Here is a 16199-nt window from a genome sequence, read left to right on the forward strand (position 1 = left end):
GCTAGTGTACGCTAGGAGGTGTGCCCAAGCCGACATTTCAAGGGCCGCCAACCATATTTGGTTCGAACTTTCTCCCGTTCGCTGCACCAAGCGATCTCATGATTGTGTTGGTTACGGGCAGTCGGAGGTCACGGTGCAGGCTCGAGAATCCCCGGACCGATGATGCGAACGCCAAATCGTTGCCCGAGAGCCGTAAGGTCGATATCGCCACCCCTTGAGACGATCCGCAATGCTTCCTCGATGCCTCCGGGCGTGCACACGATCATCATGTGAAGCGGAGAATCGGAGGGATTGCACCAGGCGTGGGGAATGCCGCGCTTCAGCATGATCGACTCGCCGGCTGTCGCGTCGATGATCAGGTCGCCATAAGCCAGCCGCGCCATGCCCTCCAGCACGAAAATGCATTCGTCCTCGTTTTGATGGATATGCATCGGCGTACCATCCAGAGGGTCGGAGACGATCTCGACGATCGAATAAGCCCCGTTGGTATCCGCCGCCGGTACGCGGATCAGGCAATGTTCTCCAGGTCTCGCATCGAACCAGTCACTGTTGTTTGTCATGTCGACCCATCCAGGTTGGCGGAAGGAGGCATTGCTGCAAGCAGATGCCAGATTGAAGACAACAATCTTCCGCCGTCGCGATTGCGGTTGGACTACAATCACGGCTCTGAGGGTTACAACTGCAAGGCGATACCAGCCACGGCGCCCCAAAGCCGCGTCAGGCTTCCGGGGCGCCTACTGCACTTGGTGGATTTTTCAGGCTCTCAGATCTGCAGCAGTCGCGCGAGCTGGCTCTGGTCGGGTACGCGCCCGTCCGGTGTCAGCTTGTCGACGACACCCGGCAGGATCGTGGAGAGTTGTGCGAGCAGTTCCTGCTCGCTCATCCCGGCCTTGCGGGCAAGGTCGCCTATGGTCTGGGAACCAAGCGCGCCGCCAAGATCGCCGGGGCTGACAGATCGGTTTGCTCCGGGCTGCACCCAGGAGTCCACCTGCTCGCCAAGTCCGGACTTTGTGAGTGTTTCGAGAAGTCCGCCGAGTCCGCCACCGGCTGCGCCGCCAAGTCCGCCACCAAGTGCTCCACCAAGGCCACCAAGCAGCCCGCCATCACCCGCCTGCGGTGCGGCCTGGCCCGATGCCTGCTCGGCTGGGGCACCCCCGCCGCCGCCGAAAAGCTTTCCGACCAAGAGCGCGCCGAGCGCGATCATCAACGGTTTGGATATGCTGCCTCCTGGTACGGCATCATCTAAGATTCCCATCTCGGTCTCCTTTCGGGATTGTTCTCGTGTGCCCGGTCCGCATGCCTGAGCCCTCCTCGGCATCCGCAGCGGCGGGATGACTTGATTTCATCCTCTCCTTGTTCGAAAATTAGAATGTAAACATATAAACTCTTGTGGGGGGAATTACCAAATGTCTGTCATCGCATGGATCATTCTTGGACTGATCGCCGGCTTCCTGGGCAGCAAGATCGTCAACAAGAGCGGCCAGGGCATGCTCATGGATATCGTGCTCGGCATCGTCGGCGCGATTGTCGGTGGCGTGATTTTCAGCTTTTTCGGCGCGTCGGGCGTGACGGGATTGAATATCTACAGCCTGGTGGTGGCCGTTATCGGAGCTGTCGTGGTGCTCTGGATCTATCACGCAGTTACCGGCAGACGCTCCTCCTATTGAGCATCCGCCGGAAAAGCAAAATCGGTAACCACAACTTGCGCGGGATCACGCACGGTTGGCTCAGTGCGCGCCGCCGGGCTTTTTACCGCCTTTAAGATCGACGTTGCGGAGCAACAGCGCAAGCGGAATTGCGGACGCCGACACAAGCGCAAGGACAAAGAACACGTCTATATAGGCGAGGAAACTCGCCTGTATCTGGACCTGTTGTCCGATCCAGGCGAATGCCTGTGCCTGAGCGTCGGCCACCGTCGCGTCGCTCTGGAAGTAGCGCATCAGCGTCTGCATGGTTTCATGATAGGCGGGTGTCGACGGAATGATGCTCTCCACCAGCCGGCTCTGATGCCATTGTTCGCGGTCGATCAGAACGTTCGAGGCGAGCGATACGCCCATCGAACCGCCGATGTTGCGTGCCGCGTTTATGATCGCCGAAGCTTGGTCGGTCTGGTCAGGGCGCAGTCCATAGTAGGAGGCGGAGGTGATCGCGATGAAAATCAGCGGTATCCCGGCGCCGATAAACACACGGATCCAGACGAAATAGGCGAAGTTCAGGCCGCCATAGAGCTGCGTTGTATTCCACATGGCGAGCGCGACGATCGCCGCGCCGGTGGCAATCAGGTATTTCGGCTGCACGAAGGAGGTCAGCCGGCCTGCGGCGAAGGACATGACCATTGCCGCGACGCCGCCCGGCGAAAGCGCAAGACCGGCCCACGTTGCCGTGTATCCGAAATCCTCCTGCAGCACCTGCGGAATGAACTGGGTCGTGGAGATCAGGATCGCGCCCGTTGCCATCATCACCAGGAAGCAGCAGCTGAACTGGCGCGATCCGAGCAGGCGTATATCGATGACCGGGTTCTGTCGGGTTAGCAGCCAGGGGATAGCGGCAACCAGGGCGAGACCGCAGACGACGCTCGACCATATGATGAAGTTTGATCCGAACCAGTCCAGGGTCTCGCCCCGGTCGAGAACCAGTTCGAGCGCGCCGAGGAAGGTTGCCAGCAGCAGGAAACCGACGAGATCGAAGCGAATGCCCTTCCGCTGCATCTCCTCTCGTTCCAGGCGTACTTTGTCCGGCTCCTTGATGAGGAGGTAGACCAGTACCAGGGCGAAAAGGCCGACCGGGCCGTTGATGAGAAAGCACCAGTGCCAGGAGAAATTGTCCGAGAGGTAGCCGCCGAGCGTGGGACCGACGACAGGCGCCACGACGACGGCCAGTGCGAACAGCGCAAAACCCTGGCCACGTTTTTCAGGCGGGAAGGAGTCGGCGAGGATCGACTGGGAAATCGGCACCATGCCACCACCCGCAAAGCCCTGGATGATGCGGAAAAGGAGCAGCGACTGGAGGTTCCAGGCCAGCCCGCACAAGACTGAGGAGACCGTGAACGTCGCAAGGCAGACGAGATAGAAGCGCTTGCGGCCGAAGCGCTTGGCGACGAAGCTGCTAGCAACCAGCACGATGGCGTTGGCGACGAGATAGGTGGTTACCACCCAGGAGGCTTCGTCCGAACTCACTGCGAGCCCACCCGATATGTAACGCAGCGCCACATTGGCGATCGTGGTGTCGAGCACCTCCATGAAGCTCGCAAGCGAGACGACGAGGGCTATGAGCCAGGGGTTGGAGGGCAGGGCGGCGGAAGATACCCCACCACTGCCGGAAAGTGCCGCGTCGCTCATGTCAGTCCACCGGTCTTACGGTAACGGTCGGGTCGACGGACATGCCCGGGCCGATCGAAACATCCTTCGGCCAGTCGTGCACGAGAATCTTGACGGGCACGCGCTGGGTGACCTTCACATAGTTGCCGGTAGCGTTCTGCGCAGGCAGAAGGGAGAAGGCGGTGCCTGAACCGGGCTGGACCGAAGCGACGTGGCCGTGCAGGACGTGGTCCGGGTAGGCGTCGATGGTCAGCGTCACCGGCTGGCCGGGCCGCATGTCGTCGAGCTGCGTTTCCTTGAAGTTTGCGGTGACCCAGATGTCGTCGGGGACGAACATCGCGATCGCCTGTCCGGCGTCGAGGAATTGGCCCTTGGAGCCGGTGAGCTGCACGACGCGGCCCGGCTGCTCGGCAACGATCTTGGTGTATTTCAGGTTCTGCGCGGCTTCTTCGGCGGCAGCCTGCGCCTGGGTCAGGCTGGCAGTCGCGCTTTCCTTCTGCGCCACGGCCGCGGCCTCGCTCTTGAGGGCCGAGACGACGCTCGCCTGTGCCTGGGTGAGGGCTGCCTGGTCCTGCTTGAGTGCTGAGGCGGCCTGCTGCTGGGCCTGCTGGCTGCCGGCGCCCGACCTGACCAGTTCGTCTTCGCGCGTCGATTGCTGCTGCGCAAAGTCGAGAGCCGCTGACGCGGAATTCTGTTGCGCCCGAGCCTCGTCCACGGCGGCGGTTGCCACGGCGATCTGCGCGTCGGCAGTGTTTATTGCGGCCTTGGCGGAAGCGATCTGGCCGTTCGCCTGATCGAGCGCGATCTGAAAGTCGCGCGGATCGATCTGCAGGATCGTATCGCCCGTATTCACATGCTGGTTGTCGGTGACGGGGACGTCGGACACGTAGCCCTGTACCTGCGCGGCTACGGCAAAGCTGCGAGCATCGACGAACGCGTCATCGGTGGACTCATACGGGTAGAAATAGATCTTCCAGGTGTAGTAGCCCGCCCCAAGCGCTGCGGCGACGAGAACAGCAGCAACCAATGACCCCAACGGATGGCGGCGAAGCAACGACTTGCGCTTCTGTTCGGGCTGCACCGGCAACGCGGTGACGCGTTCCTTTGCTTCGATGTTCTGCTGTTCTGCGGTTTCGCCTTGTCCGTCTGGAGGTTCATGCAGCACGATCGGCTGGCTCACTTTTTGGTTCGTCATTGCCCAATGTTCCTTCTAAGACCTACGAGGCCGTAGTTGGTCATCTAGGCGGGGGTGGCAAGACTTATGGTCCCCGTCGCGCGGTGTTTGCCGCAGGTCCGTTCAAAAATTTGGTGATCTTACAAATGATATACCGGGCATTCGTCCGTGAGCGGGCGGATGTAGTGGTACCGGGGGCTGGGGAAGCCTTCTGTGCTGGTCTTTTACTGTGCCTTCAACTCTGCCTCACGCGCTGCTTCGATGAATATCTCGCGCGCTTCTTCGGGTGTTTTGCGGCCGGCGAGAGCCGCCCGGCAAGCGCTGCGCGCCCTCATGAAGTGAAGGCCGCGCATGTTCGGCCATTTCTCTGTCAGATAGATCAGCGCCTCGAAAGGACCACTTACTGTCTGCATTCCGCCTTGTGTAAAGCCGAGACTTACCGGGTTAGTCCAACGCGTCGTTACCATTGTTGCTCACCTCGCTGTTGTCGAGAGCGCTTGATAACGCGGGCCTTGGCGGAAAGGTTCCGGCTCAAACTGCGGCAGAATGGCGCGGAACCGGAAGCCTCACAAAAGGTTTAATATGGACGACGTCCAACGGCTCGAGGGGACCGAAGCGACGCGGCAAACTCAAGGAGTGAGCCATGTTGAAATCCCTCGTGCGCGAACTGATCGGTGCATCCCCGGAAACGAAGAGATCGCCTGACAGCCTTCGCGATTTTAGGGGCCGATGCTCCGTGCTCGCCGTCTTCGAAGATTCGGATGACGAGCGCCCTGTCCTTCAGGAGCAACTGCTGAAGCAATGTGGCGCGGTGCTGGAGCGCTGCAACATTGCCGTTCTCAAGATCGCCGGTGGCGGCGTGTTCCAGCTCCTCGACGAACCCTATGATATTGATGCGGACGAAATCCGGGACGAGTTGAAGGTCTCGAGTGATGACTTCGAGGTGGTGTTGGTCGATATGGACGGCACCGTAAGACTTCGCTCGCGACAGCCGATCGACGTCCACGAGCTTCTTGCCATGCTCGACCCTTCAGCAGGCCAAGCCGGGCACCGTCTTCGCGCGTGAAGCAGTAGGCGTTGCAGGCCGGGATGGTCGAAGGATTTGTTTCAAGTCGCCGCTTGTGTCATAGCGAAAGCCTGATCGGACAGGATGGATTGGGCACCGTGAATAACCAGGACGTAGACAATGCAACGCAGGCCATGCGTGGCCTCTTCCCGCCAACGCCTCTGCAGTTCAACGAGCATCTTTCGGCTCGCCACGGCGCGGAGATCTGGCTGAAGCGGGAGGATCTATCCCCGGTCCGGTCCTACAAGATCCGCGGCGCCTTCAACTTCTTCCGCAAGGTGATTGGGCAGGGCGGCGCCGACAGGATATTCGTCTGCGCCTCTGCGGGTAATCATGCCCAGGGCTTTGCCTTCGTCTGCCGCCATTTCGGAGTGAAGGGGGTCGTCTTCATGCCGGTCACGACACCGCAGCAGAAGATCGACAAGACGCGCATATTCGGCGGGGAATTCATAACGATTCGGCTCTATGGCGATTTCTTCGACCAGTGCTACCAGGCCGCCCGCGAGCATGTCGAAGCCACCGACGGCGTCATGGTTCCGCCCTTCGACCATCCGGACATTATCGAAGGGCAGGCGACGGTCGCTGCAGAGATATTGGAGCAGTTGCCGGAAGGCGCCGTTCCGGACCTCGTTGTCATGCCGGTCGGCGGCGGCGGACTTTCCGCCGGCATGACCGGTTATCTCGGTGGTCTGCTCTCCCCTGAGGCCTTCGTCTTCACCGAGCCGGCCGGTGCTCCGAGCCTGAGGAGAAGCCTCGAAAAGGGGGAGGTGGTGACGCTCCCGAAGGTCGATAATTTCGTCGATGGTGCCGCAGTTGCGCGCATCGGCGACCTCAACTTCGCGGTGTTGAAGGCCTTTTCGCCGGAGCAGGTCATGCTGATGCCCGAGAACGCAATTTGCGTGACGATTGCCGAGATGCTGAACGTCGAAGGTGTGGTTCTGGAGCCCGCAGGCGCGCTGTCGCTGACCGCAATCGAGGCGATGGATCGCGAGCAGATCAAGGGCAAGAGGGTCGTCGCCGTCGTCTCCGGCGGCAATTTTGATTTCGAGAGGTTGCCAGACGTCAAGGAAAGGGCGATGCGCCACGCTGGATTGAAGAAGTATTTCATCCTACGGCTTGCCCAGCGTCCGGGCGCCCTGCGCGATTTTCTCAATCTCCTCGGTCCCGACGACGATATTGCCCGTTTTGAATACCTGAAGAAGTCGGCACGAAACTTCGGCTCGATCCTGATTGGCATCGAGACCAAGCACCCCGACAATTTCAAGCAGCTTATTGGCAATTTCGAAGGCGCGGGAATGGGGTTCGAGGACATCACCGAGAACGAGATTCTCGCGAACCTCATCATTTAGCGGATCCGGCGTTCCGGGGGCAGCGTGCTTGCGCTGGACTCCCGGTCGGGTGGTTCTATAATTCCCTCGGCAAATCCCGGTAGTGAAGGCATAAAATGGCATCGATCCTTTCAAGTCTCCTTTCGCTTTTTTCGGGCGGCGGCGCCTCCTCGGAGAAGGCTGAGCCCGCCGGGGCCGAACCGCAGGTCCATGCCGGCTGCACGATCTACGCCACGCCCCAGCGCGAGGGCGGGCAATTCCGCCTTGCCGGCCGTATCGAAAAACAGATCGACGGCGACGTGCTGGTGCGCAACTTCATCCGGGCCGATATCTTTTCCTCCTCCGACGACGCAGTCGAATGCACCTTTCGCAAGGCTCAGCAGATCATCGACCAGCACGGAACTTCCCTGTTTTCCGACGGCGAGAAGACACGCCAGGTCTAGCCTGTGGCGCCTTCCCACTGATTCGCGGCGACCTGCGCGGTCCCTACGATGTGCGAGCCGTCGGGCACGATGCCCGGGCTCGACGAAGTCCTTTGCACAATAAGCAGGCAAATTCCTTGAAAGCCGGGAGGTAACTGCCGGTTCTGAATACGCAATTTTAAATGATTGCGATGGATGTTTGCGTTAAGGGTAACCATAACATCCGCGCTTTCGGGGAGATCGACCCGCAACGCTGATCCGTGTTCCCCGCGTTCGCCAGGCATTCTGGCATGGAGCTTGCACATCGCCTGACCGGCGTCGAGACGCATGTTTGCGTTGCGGATTAAACGAAAGTGGCGTCGGAAAAGGGTGCAAGCTTGTGGGGCGCTTCGGGTGGGGTGTTGCCGGGAAAGGGCAGGATGAGCAAGGATCGTGACAGAGAGCGGGAGTCGGGATGCCCATTGCCAATCTGATCCTATTTGCCGCTGAAGCGGTCGGTTACTTCACCATCATGGTGACGCTTCTGCATTTCAGGCATCGTATCGGCCTTGGTGTTTTCCTGACGGCGCTCGGCGTCATGCACTTCATGGAAACCTACCTCGCGGCGGTCTTCTACGTGCAGCTTCCGTTCGGCGTCGTTTCGCCGGGATCGTCGATCTTCTTTGCCGGGAAGCTGATGATGATCCTGATGCTTTACCTGGAGGAAGATGCGGCGGTCGTGAGACAGCCGATCTACGGCCTGTTCCTCGGCAACATCCTGACAGTCGGCGTCGCCTGGATCCTGCAGCTTCACGAGGCAATAGAGCCGGTGCCGGGGAAGGCGGCGGACGTCAACTTCCTGAAGGAGATGGGCTGGCTGATGGTGTGGGGAACGGCGCTTCTCTATATCGATTCCCTCGGCATCATCCTGCTCTACGAGAGGCTCGGCCGGGTCATTCAGCGCTGGCTCGTCCTGCGCTTCATGATCTCGGGCCTCGTTCTGCTGACATTCGACCAGATCGGGTTCTTCATGGCGCTGCGCTACTTCGTCGGCGTACCGACGGAGGTATTCTGGGGCGGCTGGAAGGCGAAGATGATCGCAGTGTGCATCTACACGCTGCTCTTTGCGATCTATCATTTCTACATTCGCCGGCATGGTGCGACCTTGTCGCAAAGGTCGATCAGCGACGTCTTCGACGATCTTACCTTCCGCGAACGCTACAACGATCTGCTGGCGCGCACCGGTCGCGACATGCTGACCGGCGCCTTTGATCGCAGCCGCATGGAGCTCGAGGCGCCGCAGCTGATAAGGGAGAGCCTTCGCAAGGGGGCGCCCATATCCGTGCTGATCCTCGATGCCGATCACTTCAAGGACGTGAACGACCGTTTCGGCCATCTTCAGGGCGACGAGGTGCTGAAGGCGATCGCTGCCAGGCTCGGCCAGATGCTGCGGAGCGGCGACCGCCTGTTCCGCTTCGGCGGCGAGGAATTCGTCATCGTCTCCCCCGGCACGGGTCACTACGACGGGCTTCTGCTGGCGGAGCGCCTGCGCTGGGCGATCGCCTCCAGCGTGAACAATCCCGACGGAACGATGGTCAGCGTCAGCATCGGCGTCGCCTCGGCTGGCGATGATGGCGCAAGCTTTGCGGCGGTCCTCGCCGTTGCCGATTCCAGGCTCTACGAAGCGAAGAAGAACGGCCGCAACTGTGTGTTTGGCCATGCCGGCAGGGTGCAGGCCGTTTAGCTTCTTGTCGCTGGCCGGCCCTGCCGTCGGCTCCACGGCGCCATGCTGGAAAGCACGCCGTCGTGCCTGACGAGGCCGTGAAAGAGCGCCGCCGCGATGTGCACGAGGATGACGGCAAAGAGCAGAAATGCGCCGTAGTGGTGCGCCGTGCGGAGCAGGGAGTAAAGCGCGTCGTTGTGCGGCACGATCGGCGGCAGGCGCCAAGGGCCGTACAGGACGATCGGATAGCCGCCTGCCGAAAGCATCGACCATCCGAGAAGCGGCATCAGGATCATCAGCCCGTAGAGAAGCACGTGAGACGCCTTGGCCGCCATGGCCTGGGGCCAGGGAATATCGGCGGGAAGCGGCGGCGACCCGCGACGCAGCCGCAGCGCGAGCCGCAGGACCACGAGCACGAGGATGGCAATGCCAAGCGGCCTGTGAATTGAAACAAGCGTCCAATAGCGTGGCGAGAGCGTTGCGACCATGCCGATGCCGATGAAGAGCATCGCCGTGACTAGGGCTGCCATCAGCCAATGCAGCAGGCGCTGCGCGCCGCTGAAATGTTCGGATGGGGCGCTCATGGCGTGGGTTCGGCCTTTTTCTCAGGGAGGCGGCTGTAGTGCTGTGCCTCGGCTGCGCGCAGATCGAAGGAATGAGCGTAGACCGACGAGCGCGCCGGCAGCAGCGGATCGTCCGATGGCTTGATGCCCTCGGGGAGGATCAGCGGATCGTAGTTGAGATCGCGACAGGGACCGTCGGCCTCATCTTCGGCAGCTTCGACTATGAGGTCTCCGACGTCGACGTGCCGGCGCTCGTCGGGCCAAACCTTTGTGGCGTCGTTCGTGGGATCGCCGGGCTGCGCGAGGGTGGCGACGAGATGCCAGCGAAGCGGACCGGACGCCAGGCGCGTCTTCAGGTCCTGCTCCAGGAAATCCGGAGGGAGCTTGGCGATGTCCTCAAGAGGTACGGGTTCTTGCGCGGTCGTGGGTTGCATGGCCCAGCGGACCGGATGCTTCTCGCCCGCCGGATCGACGAAGACGAAGGCGTTGAGGCTGCTATAGGTCTGGTCCGCGAAGGTCTTTGTCCAGGGTGCGGTGCGGGCCCAGTTGAAAAAGGGCAAGGATTCGGGGTGAGCCGCCATGTAGCGCTGCAAGGCCTGCGGATCGGGCTTGCCGGTCGCGGGGTCGATGTCGTAGGCGGCGGTCAGTTCGTAGAATCCTTGCGCGTTGGAGACGGCAAAGACCGGCGAACTGTTCATGGCGCTGCGCCATTCCTCTCCGCCCGGTCCCAGGACCCGGATCGCCATGCTCCTGACACGGCCCGCCGAGTCCGCAGCCTCCGGATTGCCGACGGCGATCGCGAAGCGTCCGGTGACGGGGTAGCTTCCGGCGGCGAACATCGGGGCGGTCGTCAGTGCGGCACCCGCGCCGTTCGCCTCGAAATGACCCGTAAAGCATATGCCCTTGGCATGGTTGCGCCGATGGCCGATCGGGTCGCCACCGCGCCGGCTGAGTACATCGATGATCATTCCCGGCGTCAGTTTCTGCGGATAGAGCCAGCCGGCCGTGTAGGCGAAAGCCAGCGATGGTGCAGCGGCTGCCAGCGCGATGAGGAAAATTGATCTGGGGGAAAATTGTGCGGGTTTACGTGCCGGTTTTTCGGAAGGCTCTGCCATCCGCATGCTCCTGAAGTGAAGAAGCCCGCCGGCATGGAATGGACGCCTCGCCGGCAGGTGAGACGAATTGCGGTAGCTGGAGCGGCCGGCAGTGCCGGGCAAGACCTGCCCGGACACGATATCGAGCACGCGCCTTCACCTGCGCGTGATGTCGTGATGGCAGCCGCTCAGGCGGCGCGGAACATCTTTGCTCCGGAGGGTGCACTTGTTGCGCCACCGTCCACGGTTATCTCGATGCCGGTGACGTTGGACGAATCGTCGGAGGCGAAGTAGAGCGCTGCCTTGGCGATTTCCTCTGCCTCGCTCATACGCCCGAGGGGGCTGAACCCGCCGAGGCGTGCCTCAAGCGCCGACATCGCATCCTCGGTCGGGGCGGACGGCGACCAGATCGGTGTTCTCGTTCCCCCGGGCGTGACCTGGTTGACGCGGATACCGCGTGGTGCGAGCTCGGAAGCAAGATTGCGCGTCATCGCGCGGACTGCACCCTTGGTGCCCGCATAGGCGGAATAGCCCGGTACGCCCATCACAGTATGGACCGAGCCGTTGAGGATGATCGAGGCTCCATCGTTGAGATACGGCAGGGCGGCCTGTACCGTAAAGAAGACGGCAGTGAAATTAGTGCGGACGATAGACTCGAACTGCTCGAGCGAAGTCTGTCCCAGGAAGCTCGGCGCAGCGATACCGGCATTGGCGAAGACGATGTCAAATTTGCCGAGCTTCTCGGCCGCGCGCGCAAAGGCGCTTTCAAGGGCGGCGACGTCCGTCACGTCCGACTGAAGCGGCAGGGTGCTTTCACCCAGCGTCTCCGCCGCCTCCATCAGCGTCTTCATGTTGCGGCCGGTGATCGCGACCTTCGCGCCTTCGTCGGTGAAGACCCGTGCCGTTGCCAGGCCGATGCCGCTGTTTCCGCCTGTTATAATTGCAACCTTATTCTTGAGACGCATCTTCGTAGCTCCTATTGGCTCTCGAGGTGATATGGATTATGATCGTTCACCAGAAAGATTATGAATGTAATCCAGATTGTCAAGATATTGCTTTGGAGATTGCGATGGGTCATTCGCAAGCAGAAAAGAAAAAGACTCACGACCGGATCGTCGAGATCGCCGCGAAGCGCCTCCGCGAGCGCGGATTGGAAGGCGTGGGTGTCGCGGATTTGATGAAGGAGGCCGGGCTGACCGTTGGCGGCTTCTACAAGCACTTCGCTTCGAGAGACGATCTTGTTGCTGAAGCGATGCAATCAGCGTTCGGTTCCTGGGCGGAGAAGCTGGAAGCGAGCGGGCTGAAACCCTCAGAGCTGACACCTGAAGAGGTGGTTTCGCGGTATATGGGCACCTATCATCGTGACCATCCGGGCGAGGGTTGCCCGTTTCCGGCACTGACTGCCGATTTTGCCCGAAGCGGTGCCAAGCCGCGAGAGGTCGCCACACGGCAATTGCTAGAGAATTTCAGCTTTTTGGAACAGGTTTTTCCGGGCAGGGATGAAAAGGATATCCGTCGAAAATCAGTGGCGGCCTTCTGCCTGATGACGGGGGCGGTCGGCCTCGCGCGCGTCGCGGATGATGAGGCGCTTTCCGACGAGATCCTTCAGACGGCGCGCGACTTCGTCATCGAATTGGCAAAGCCGTCGGCCGACAAATGAAAAGCGGCCGGTGAGACACCGGCCGCCCAAAATCACATCGACGCCGGATTAGGCGGCGACGGCAAGCTCCTCGGCGCGAGCCTTGGCAGCACTGATTGCCTTTTCGGCAGCTTCGGCGCCAAAGGCGAGGCCTTCGACATAGATGACTTCAAGGTCGGCAATGCCCAGGAAGCCAAGGACCGACTTGAGGTAGGGAACGGCGTGGTTCATCGCGACTGCCGGACCCTGCGAATAGACGCCGCCGGAAGCGAGGACGACATAGACCTTCTTGCCGGTGGCAAGACCAACCGGGCCGGACTCGGTGTACTTGAAGGTACGGCCGGCGCGGGCGACGTTGTCGATCCAGGTCTTGAGCGAGGAATAGATGTTGAAGTTGATGAGGCCGGTGCCGATCACGACGGTGTCGGCGGCGAGCAACTCGTCGACGAGTTCGTCGGAGGTCTTCACGGCTGCGGCTTCCTGCGCAGTGCGCTCTTCGGCCGGCTTGCGGATGGCGGCGGTGAAGAGATCATCGATATGCGGCAGGGGGTTGGCGGCAAGGTCACGATGGACGATGACGCTTCCGGCGCTCTGGCCCTTGATGCGCTCGGCCAGTTCCGTCGCAATGCTGGTGGATGCGGATTCGGCACGCGGGCTCGAGGTCAAAAGAAGAATGGACGACATGGCATTTCCTTTCGAATGGGGATTTAGCGGCTCGTGGGAGGGAGGCGAACCGCGGTGTCGAGAGAAAAATAGGGCTGGCCAGCTATCGAAAAAACCATGATAATATAGATCAAGACTATCCATGGATTAGATAAATGGCGCTTCCCAACCCGTCTCTCGATCAATTGCAGGTCTTTGCCACGGTTGCCGAAACCGGCAGCTTTTCAGCGGCTTCGCGGGTCCTCAACCGCGCGCAATCGGTCATCAGCTATACTATCGCCAATCTGGAAGCCCAGCTCGAAGTGCCTCTGTTCGAACGCTCTGGCGCGCGCCAGCCGAAGCTGACGGATGCCGGCAAGGCGGTGCTGGAGGATGCCCGGCGATTGATAGCCGACCTCGAGGTCATGCGCGCGCGGGTCAAGAGCATCAAGCAGGGCGTCGAGGCGGAGTTGTCGCTGGCGATCAGCGTCATGGTCCCTGCCGAGGCGGTCGTAATGGAACTGCGCGAGTTCCGTGAAGAATTCCCTGGCGTCGGGCTCAACCTCAATGTCGGCGAACTCGGTATGGTCATGGACATGGTCATGAGCGGAAGGGCCGATATCGGCGTCGGCGGCGCCCTGCTGCGTCAGGAAGATTCGCTTGTGGCCGAGAAGATCGGTCACTCGTTCATGATTCCCGTTGTCTCTCCCGACCATCCGCTGGCGCGAATCAATCGACCGCTGACCTTGGCCGATGTGCGCGAGGAGGTGCAGATGGTGGTCAGCGACGCCTCCGGTCTCACCAAGGGGCGCGATTTCAACGTTCTGTCCTATAGAACCTGGCGCGTCAGCGACATGGCAACAAAGCACCAGCTCATCAAGGGCGGGCTCGGCTGGGGAGGCGTGCCGGTGTCCCTAGTCGGCGAAGACATCATGAATGGCAAGCTGGTAGCTCTGAACCTCGAATCCTATGAACAGGGTGAGTATCCGATCTATTCCATGCGCCGCGCTTCCAGCCCGCCCGGACCGGCCGGCCAATGGCTGGTCGATGGCTTCAGACGCCGGTTGTCTGCCTGCCCGAGCCACAGCGATCTGCTGGCAATGATCGGCATAGATCACTTTGGGAGTGAAATGCCTGCCGCGGCAGAGTGATCGCCTCGGCTGGCATGCGCCCGCAGCGGCTTCGGTTCTCCTGACCGAAGCCGCATGCGTTCGGTGCTAGAGGACGAGCCTGAACTTCGCGAACCCTTCCGTGCCTTCTCCGGCATCCTCGATCTTGACGCTCTTCACGTCCGCAAGGAATTGCTTGGCCTTCGGGCCGCTTTCGAACACGACGGTCGTGCCCGGCAGCGGCTTGAACGTCCAGTTGGCGTCCGCTGAGGGATTGATCGTGCCCTGGTCGTGCACATAGCGCACGATGACGTCGCGGTTCGTATCTGGCGCCTGGAAGATGACCTTGTCCGCGGCAATCTCCGGGAACTTGCCTCCGCCACCGGCACGATAGTTGTTCGACACGACCACGAACTTCTGGGCTAGATCAATGGGTTTGCCATCGAACTGCAAGTTCTGGATGCGGCTCGACTGCGGATTGATGGCTTTGCCGTCATTGTCGTATTTCCGCGGCTGCGACAGGTCGATCTGGTAGGTCACGCCGTCGATGACGTCGAAATTGTAGGACGGGAAATCGGCATTGAGCAGCAGCGCATCTTTCGCACCGACCTCGACCTGATTGAACATTCCGGCCGACATCTCCAGCCAGTTCTTCACCTGCTCTCCCGTGATGGCGACGGCCTGCACCGTATTCGGATAGAGGTAGAGGTCGGCAACGTTCTTGATTGCGATGTCGCCCGCCGGCACGTCGGTATAGTAGTCGGCGCCGCCCCGGCCTCCGGCCTTGAAGGGTGCCGCCGCGGAAAGCACGGGCAGGTCCTTGTATTCCGTATCGGCAAGCATCTGCTTGATGTACCAGGTCTGTGCCTGGCTAACGATCTGGACGGACGGATCATCGGCGACGAGAGCAAAGTAGGAGTAAAGGGGCGCGGAGGTCTTTCCGACCGGCGTCCGCACATAGGCAAGCGTCGCCTCGTGCTCCGCCTTGGCGGCTTCGATCACCTCGGCCTTGTCGCCGACGTCGGCGACGATCTTCTTGGCCTCGTCGCGATGATAGATCGGGCGCGCCTCGGAGGTGAAGTCGATCATCCGCCAGCCGTTGCCATCCTTTTCGAGCAGCAGGTCGATCAGACCGAGATGCGAGCCCCAGAAGCCCGCCATCACTGCGGGCTTGCCGTGCAGCGTGCCCTTTACCGGATCGGCACCCGCGATGCCGTCCCATGTCTTGGGGCCGGGGAAGACCAGGTGCTGATGACCCGTGAAGATAGCGTCGATGCCATCGACCGCCGCGAGATGGAGAGAGGAGTTCTCCATCTTCTCAGAGGGGGCGGAACCATCGATGCCGGAGTGCGAAAGAGCAATGATGATATCGGCGCCTTCCTCCTTCATCGCCGGCACCCAGGCTTTTGCCGCTTCGACGATGTCGCGCGTCTGGGCCTTGCCCTCGAGATTCTTGAGGTCCCAAAGCATGATCTGCGGCGGAACGAAACCGATGAAGCCGATCTTGACGCGGCTTGTCTGCCCGGACCCGTCCTTGATGTCCTTCTGGACGATGATGTACGGCTTGAAGAAGAGCTCATCCTGCTTCGGGTCGGACGCCAGCTTGCCCTTGGTCAGGTTGGCGCAGACGATGGGGAAGTTCGCGCCGTCCAGCACCTTGAACAGGAAGTCCAGCCCGTAGTTGAACTCGTGATTGCCGAGCGTCCCGACCTCGTAGCTCAGCGTGTTCATCGCCTTGATGACCGGGTGGATGTCCCCGTCGTTCATGCCGTGCTGATAGGCCATGTAATCGCCCATCGGATTTCCCTGCAGCACGTCGCCGTTGTCGATCAGCAAGGAGTTGGTCGCCTCGGCGCGGATCTGGTCGATGATGGTCGCAGTGCGCGCGAGGCCCATCGTGTCGTTCGGCTTGTCGGCATAGTAGTCGTAGGGGAAGACGTTGACGTGTATGTCGGTCGTCTCCATCAGGCGGAGATGAGCCTGATTGGCGGCCGCACGCGCGGAAAACGGATGGAGCAGGATCAGGGCAGAGGTCGCAGCAAGCCCTCCGAGCAATGACCGACGCGAAATCGGATTCAGATCAAGAATAGACGACATGAGGTACTCCTTCAAATGCGCAACGTGCCCCCGTGCCGGCTCACAC

17 protein-coding genes are annotated in these 16199 nt (G+C 61.0%); 7 read left to right on the forward strand and 10 right to left on the reverse strand.

Going from position 1 to position 16199, the window contains the following annotated elements; all coding sequences use genetic code 11:
• Positions 1 to 128: 128 nt before the first annotated feature.
• Positions 129 to 560, reverse strand: a complete 432-nt coding sequence (locus tag EV286_RS25325; RefSeq protein ID WP_132959952.1) for a cupin domain-containing protein — start codon at positions 558 to 560, stop codon at positions 129 to 131.
• A 203-nt stretch (positions 561 to 763) separates the two neighbouring features.
• Positions 764 to 1255: a YidB family protein gene (locus EV286_RS25330; protein ID WP_132959953.1), complete on the reverse strand. Its 492-nt coding sequence runs from the start codon at positions 1253 to 1255 to the stop codon at positions 764 to 766.
• 151 nt (positions 1256 to 1406) lie between these two features.
• Here EV286_RS25330 and EV286_RS25335 point away from each other — a divergent pair, with 151 nt between their 5' ends.
• A complete protein-coding gene (locus tag EV286_RS25335) occupies positions 1407 to 1667 on the forward strand; it encodes a GlsB/YeaQ/YmgE family stress response membrane protein (RefSeq protein WP_132959954.1) in 261 nt (86 codons plus the stop codon).
• A 60-nt stretch (positions 1668 to 1727) separates the two neighbouring features.
• On the opposite strand, the gene EV286_RS25340 is transcribed toward EV286_RS25335, so the two are convergent.
• The 3 genes from EV286_RS25340 to EV286_RS25350 all read right to left on the reverse strand — a co-directional run bounded on the left by EV286_RS25340 (position 1728) and on the right by EV286_RS25350 (position 4958).
• A complete protein-coding gene (locus EV286_RS25340; RefSeq protein ID WP_132959955.1) occupies positions 1728 to 3338 on the reverse strand; it encodes a DHA2 family efflux MFS transporter permease subunit in 1611 nt (536 codons plus the stop codon).
• Between the two features lies 1 nt (position 3339).
• Positions 3340 to 4512: an HlyD family secretion protein gene (locus EV286_RS25345; protein WP_132959956.1), complete on the reverse strand. Its 1173-nt coding sequence runs from the start codon at positions 4510 to 4512 to the stop codon at positions 3340 to 3342.
• A 203-nt stretch (positions 4513 to 4715) separates the two neighbouring features.
• Positions 4716 to 4958, reverse strand: a complete 243-nt coding sequence (locus EV286_RS25350; RefSeq protein WP_132959957.1) for a DUF982 domain-containing protein — start codon at positions 4956 to 4958, stop codon at positions 4716 to 4718.
• 176 nt (positions 4959 to 5134) lie between these two features.
• Here EV286_RS25350 and EV286_RS25355 point away from each other — a divergent pair, with 176 nt between their 5' ends.
• From EV286_RS25355 to EV286_RS25370, 4 genes are all read left to right on the forward strand, one after another.
• The gene (locus tag EV286_RS25355) at positions 5135 to 5557 is read left to right on the forward strand and encodes a DUF4174 domain-containing protein (RefSeq protein WP_132959958.1); all 423 of its coding nucleotides are present in this window, start codon (positions 5135 to 5137) and stop codon (positions 5555 to 5557) included.
• A 98-nt stretch (positions 5558 to 5655) separates the two neighbouring features.
• Entirely contained in the window at positions 5656 to 6906 is a 1251-nt protein-coding gene (gene ilvA / locus EV286_RS25360) for a threonine ammonia-lyase (protein WP_132959959.1), read from the forward strand.
• Positions 6907 to 7001: 95 nt separating this feature from the next.
• Positions 7002 to 7328 (forward strand): HlyU family transcriptional regulator, encoded by a 327-nt coding sequence (locus tag EV286_RS25365; RefSeq protein ID WP_132959960.1) that lies wholly within the window; start codon positions 7002 to 7004, stop codon positions 7326 to 7328.
• Between the two features lie 433 nt (positions 7329 to 7761).
• Positions 7762 to 9030 (forward strand): GGDEF domain-containing protein, encoded by a 1269-nt coding sequence (locus tag EV286_RS25370; RefSeq protein WP_132959961.1) that lies wholly within the window; start codon positions 7762 to 7764, stop codon positions 9028 to 9030.
• Here the strand turns inward: EV286_RS25370 and EV286_RS25375 are convergent.
• From EV286_RS25375 to EV286_RS25385, 3 genes are all read right to left on the reverse strand, one after another.
• Positions 9027 to 9593: a cytochrome b gene (locus EV286_RS25375; protein ID WP_132959962.1), complete on the reverse strand. Its 567-nt coding sequence runs from the start codon at positions 9591 to 9593 to the stop codon at positions 9027 to 9029. The genes EV286_RS25370 and EV286_RS25375 overlap by 4 nt on opposite strands.
• Positions 9590 to 10687 carry a catalase family peroxidase gene (locus EV286_RS25380; protein ID WP_132959963.1) on the reverse strand — a complete coding sequence of 366 codons (1098 nt, stop codon included), beginning with the start codon at positions 10685 to 10687 and terminating at the stop codon, positions 9590 to 9592. Before EV286_RS25380 ends, EV286_RS25375 begins: the two co-directional genes overlap by 4 nt.
• Before the next feature lie 167 nt (positions 10688 to 10854).
• Positions 10855 to 11631 carry an SDR family oxidoreductase gene (locus EV286_RS25385; protein WP_132959964.1) on the reverse strand — a complete coding sequence of 259 codons (777 nt, stop codon included), beginning with the start codon at positions 11629 to 11631 and terminating at the stop codon, positions 10855 to 10857.
• A gap of 104 nt (positions 11632 to 11735) precedes the next feature.
• Between EV286_RS25385 and EV286_RS25390 the strand changes: the two genes are divergently transcribed.
• Positions 11736 to 12326, forward strand: coding sequence for a TetR/AcrR family transcriptional regulator (locus EV286_RS25390; protein WP_132960054.1), 591 nt, complete (start codon positions 11736 to 11738; stop codon positions 12324 to 12326).
• 48 nt (positions 12327 to 12374) lie between these two features.
• Here EV286_RS25390 and EV286_RS25395 read toward each other — a convergent pair whose 3' ends face one another.
• Complete coding sequence (locus tag EV286_RS25395) at positions 12375 to 12989, reverse strand: FMN-dependent NADH-azoreductase (protein WP_132959965.1); 615 nt, start codon at positions 12987 to 12989, stop codon at positions 12375 to 12377.
• Between the two features lie 134 nt (positions 12990 to 13123).
• Here EV286_RS25395 and EV286_RS25400 point away from each other — a divergent pair, with 134 nt between their 5' ends.
• Entirely contained in the window at positions 13124 to 14098 is a 975-nt protein-coding gene (locus tag EV286_RS25400) for a LysR family transcriptional regulator (RefSeq protein ID WP_132959966.1), read from the forward strand.
• Positions 14099 to 14164: 66 nt separating this feature from the next.
• On the opposite strand, the gene EV286_RS25405 is transcribed toward EV286_RS25400, so the two are convergent.
• On the reverse strand, positions 14165 to 16153 hold the full coding sequence (locus tag EV286_RS25405) for a bifunctional 2',3'-cyclic-nucleotide 2'-phosphodiesterase/3'-nucleotidase (RefSeq protein ID WP_132959967.1): 1989 nt from the start codon (positions 16151 to 16153) through the stop codon (positions 14165 to 14167).
• Between the last annotated feature and the right edge of the window lie 46 nt (positions 16154 to 16199).

The organism is Rhizobium sp. BK251, from assembly GCF_004345245.1.
Taxonomy (GTDB): domain Bacteria; phylum Pseudomonadota; class Alphaproteobacteria; order Rhizobiales; family Rhizobiaceae; genus Rhizobium.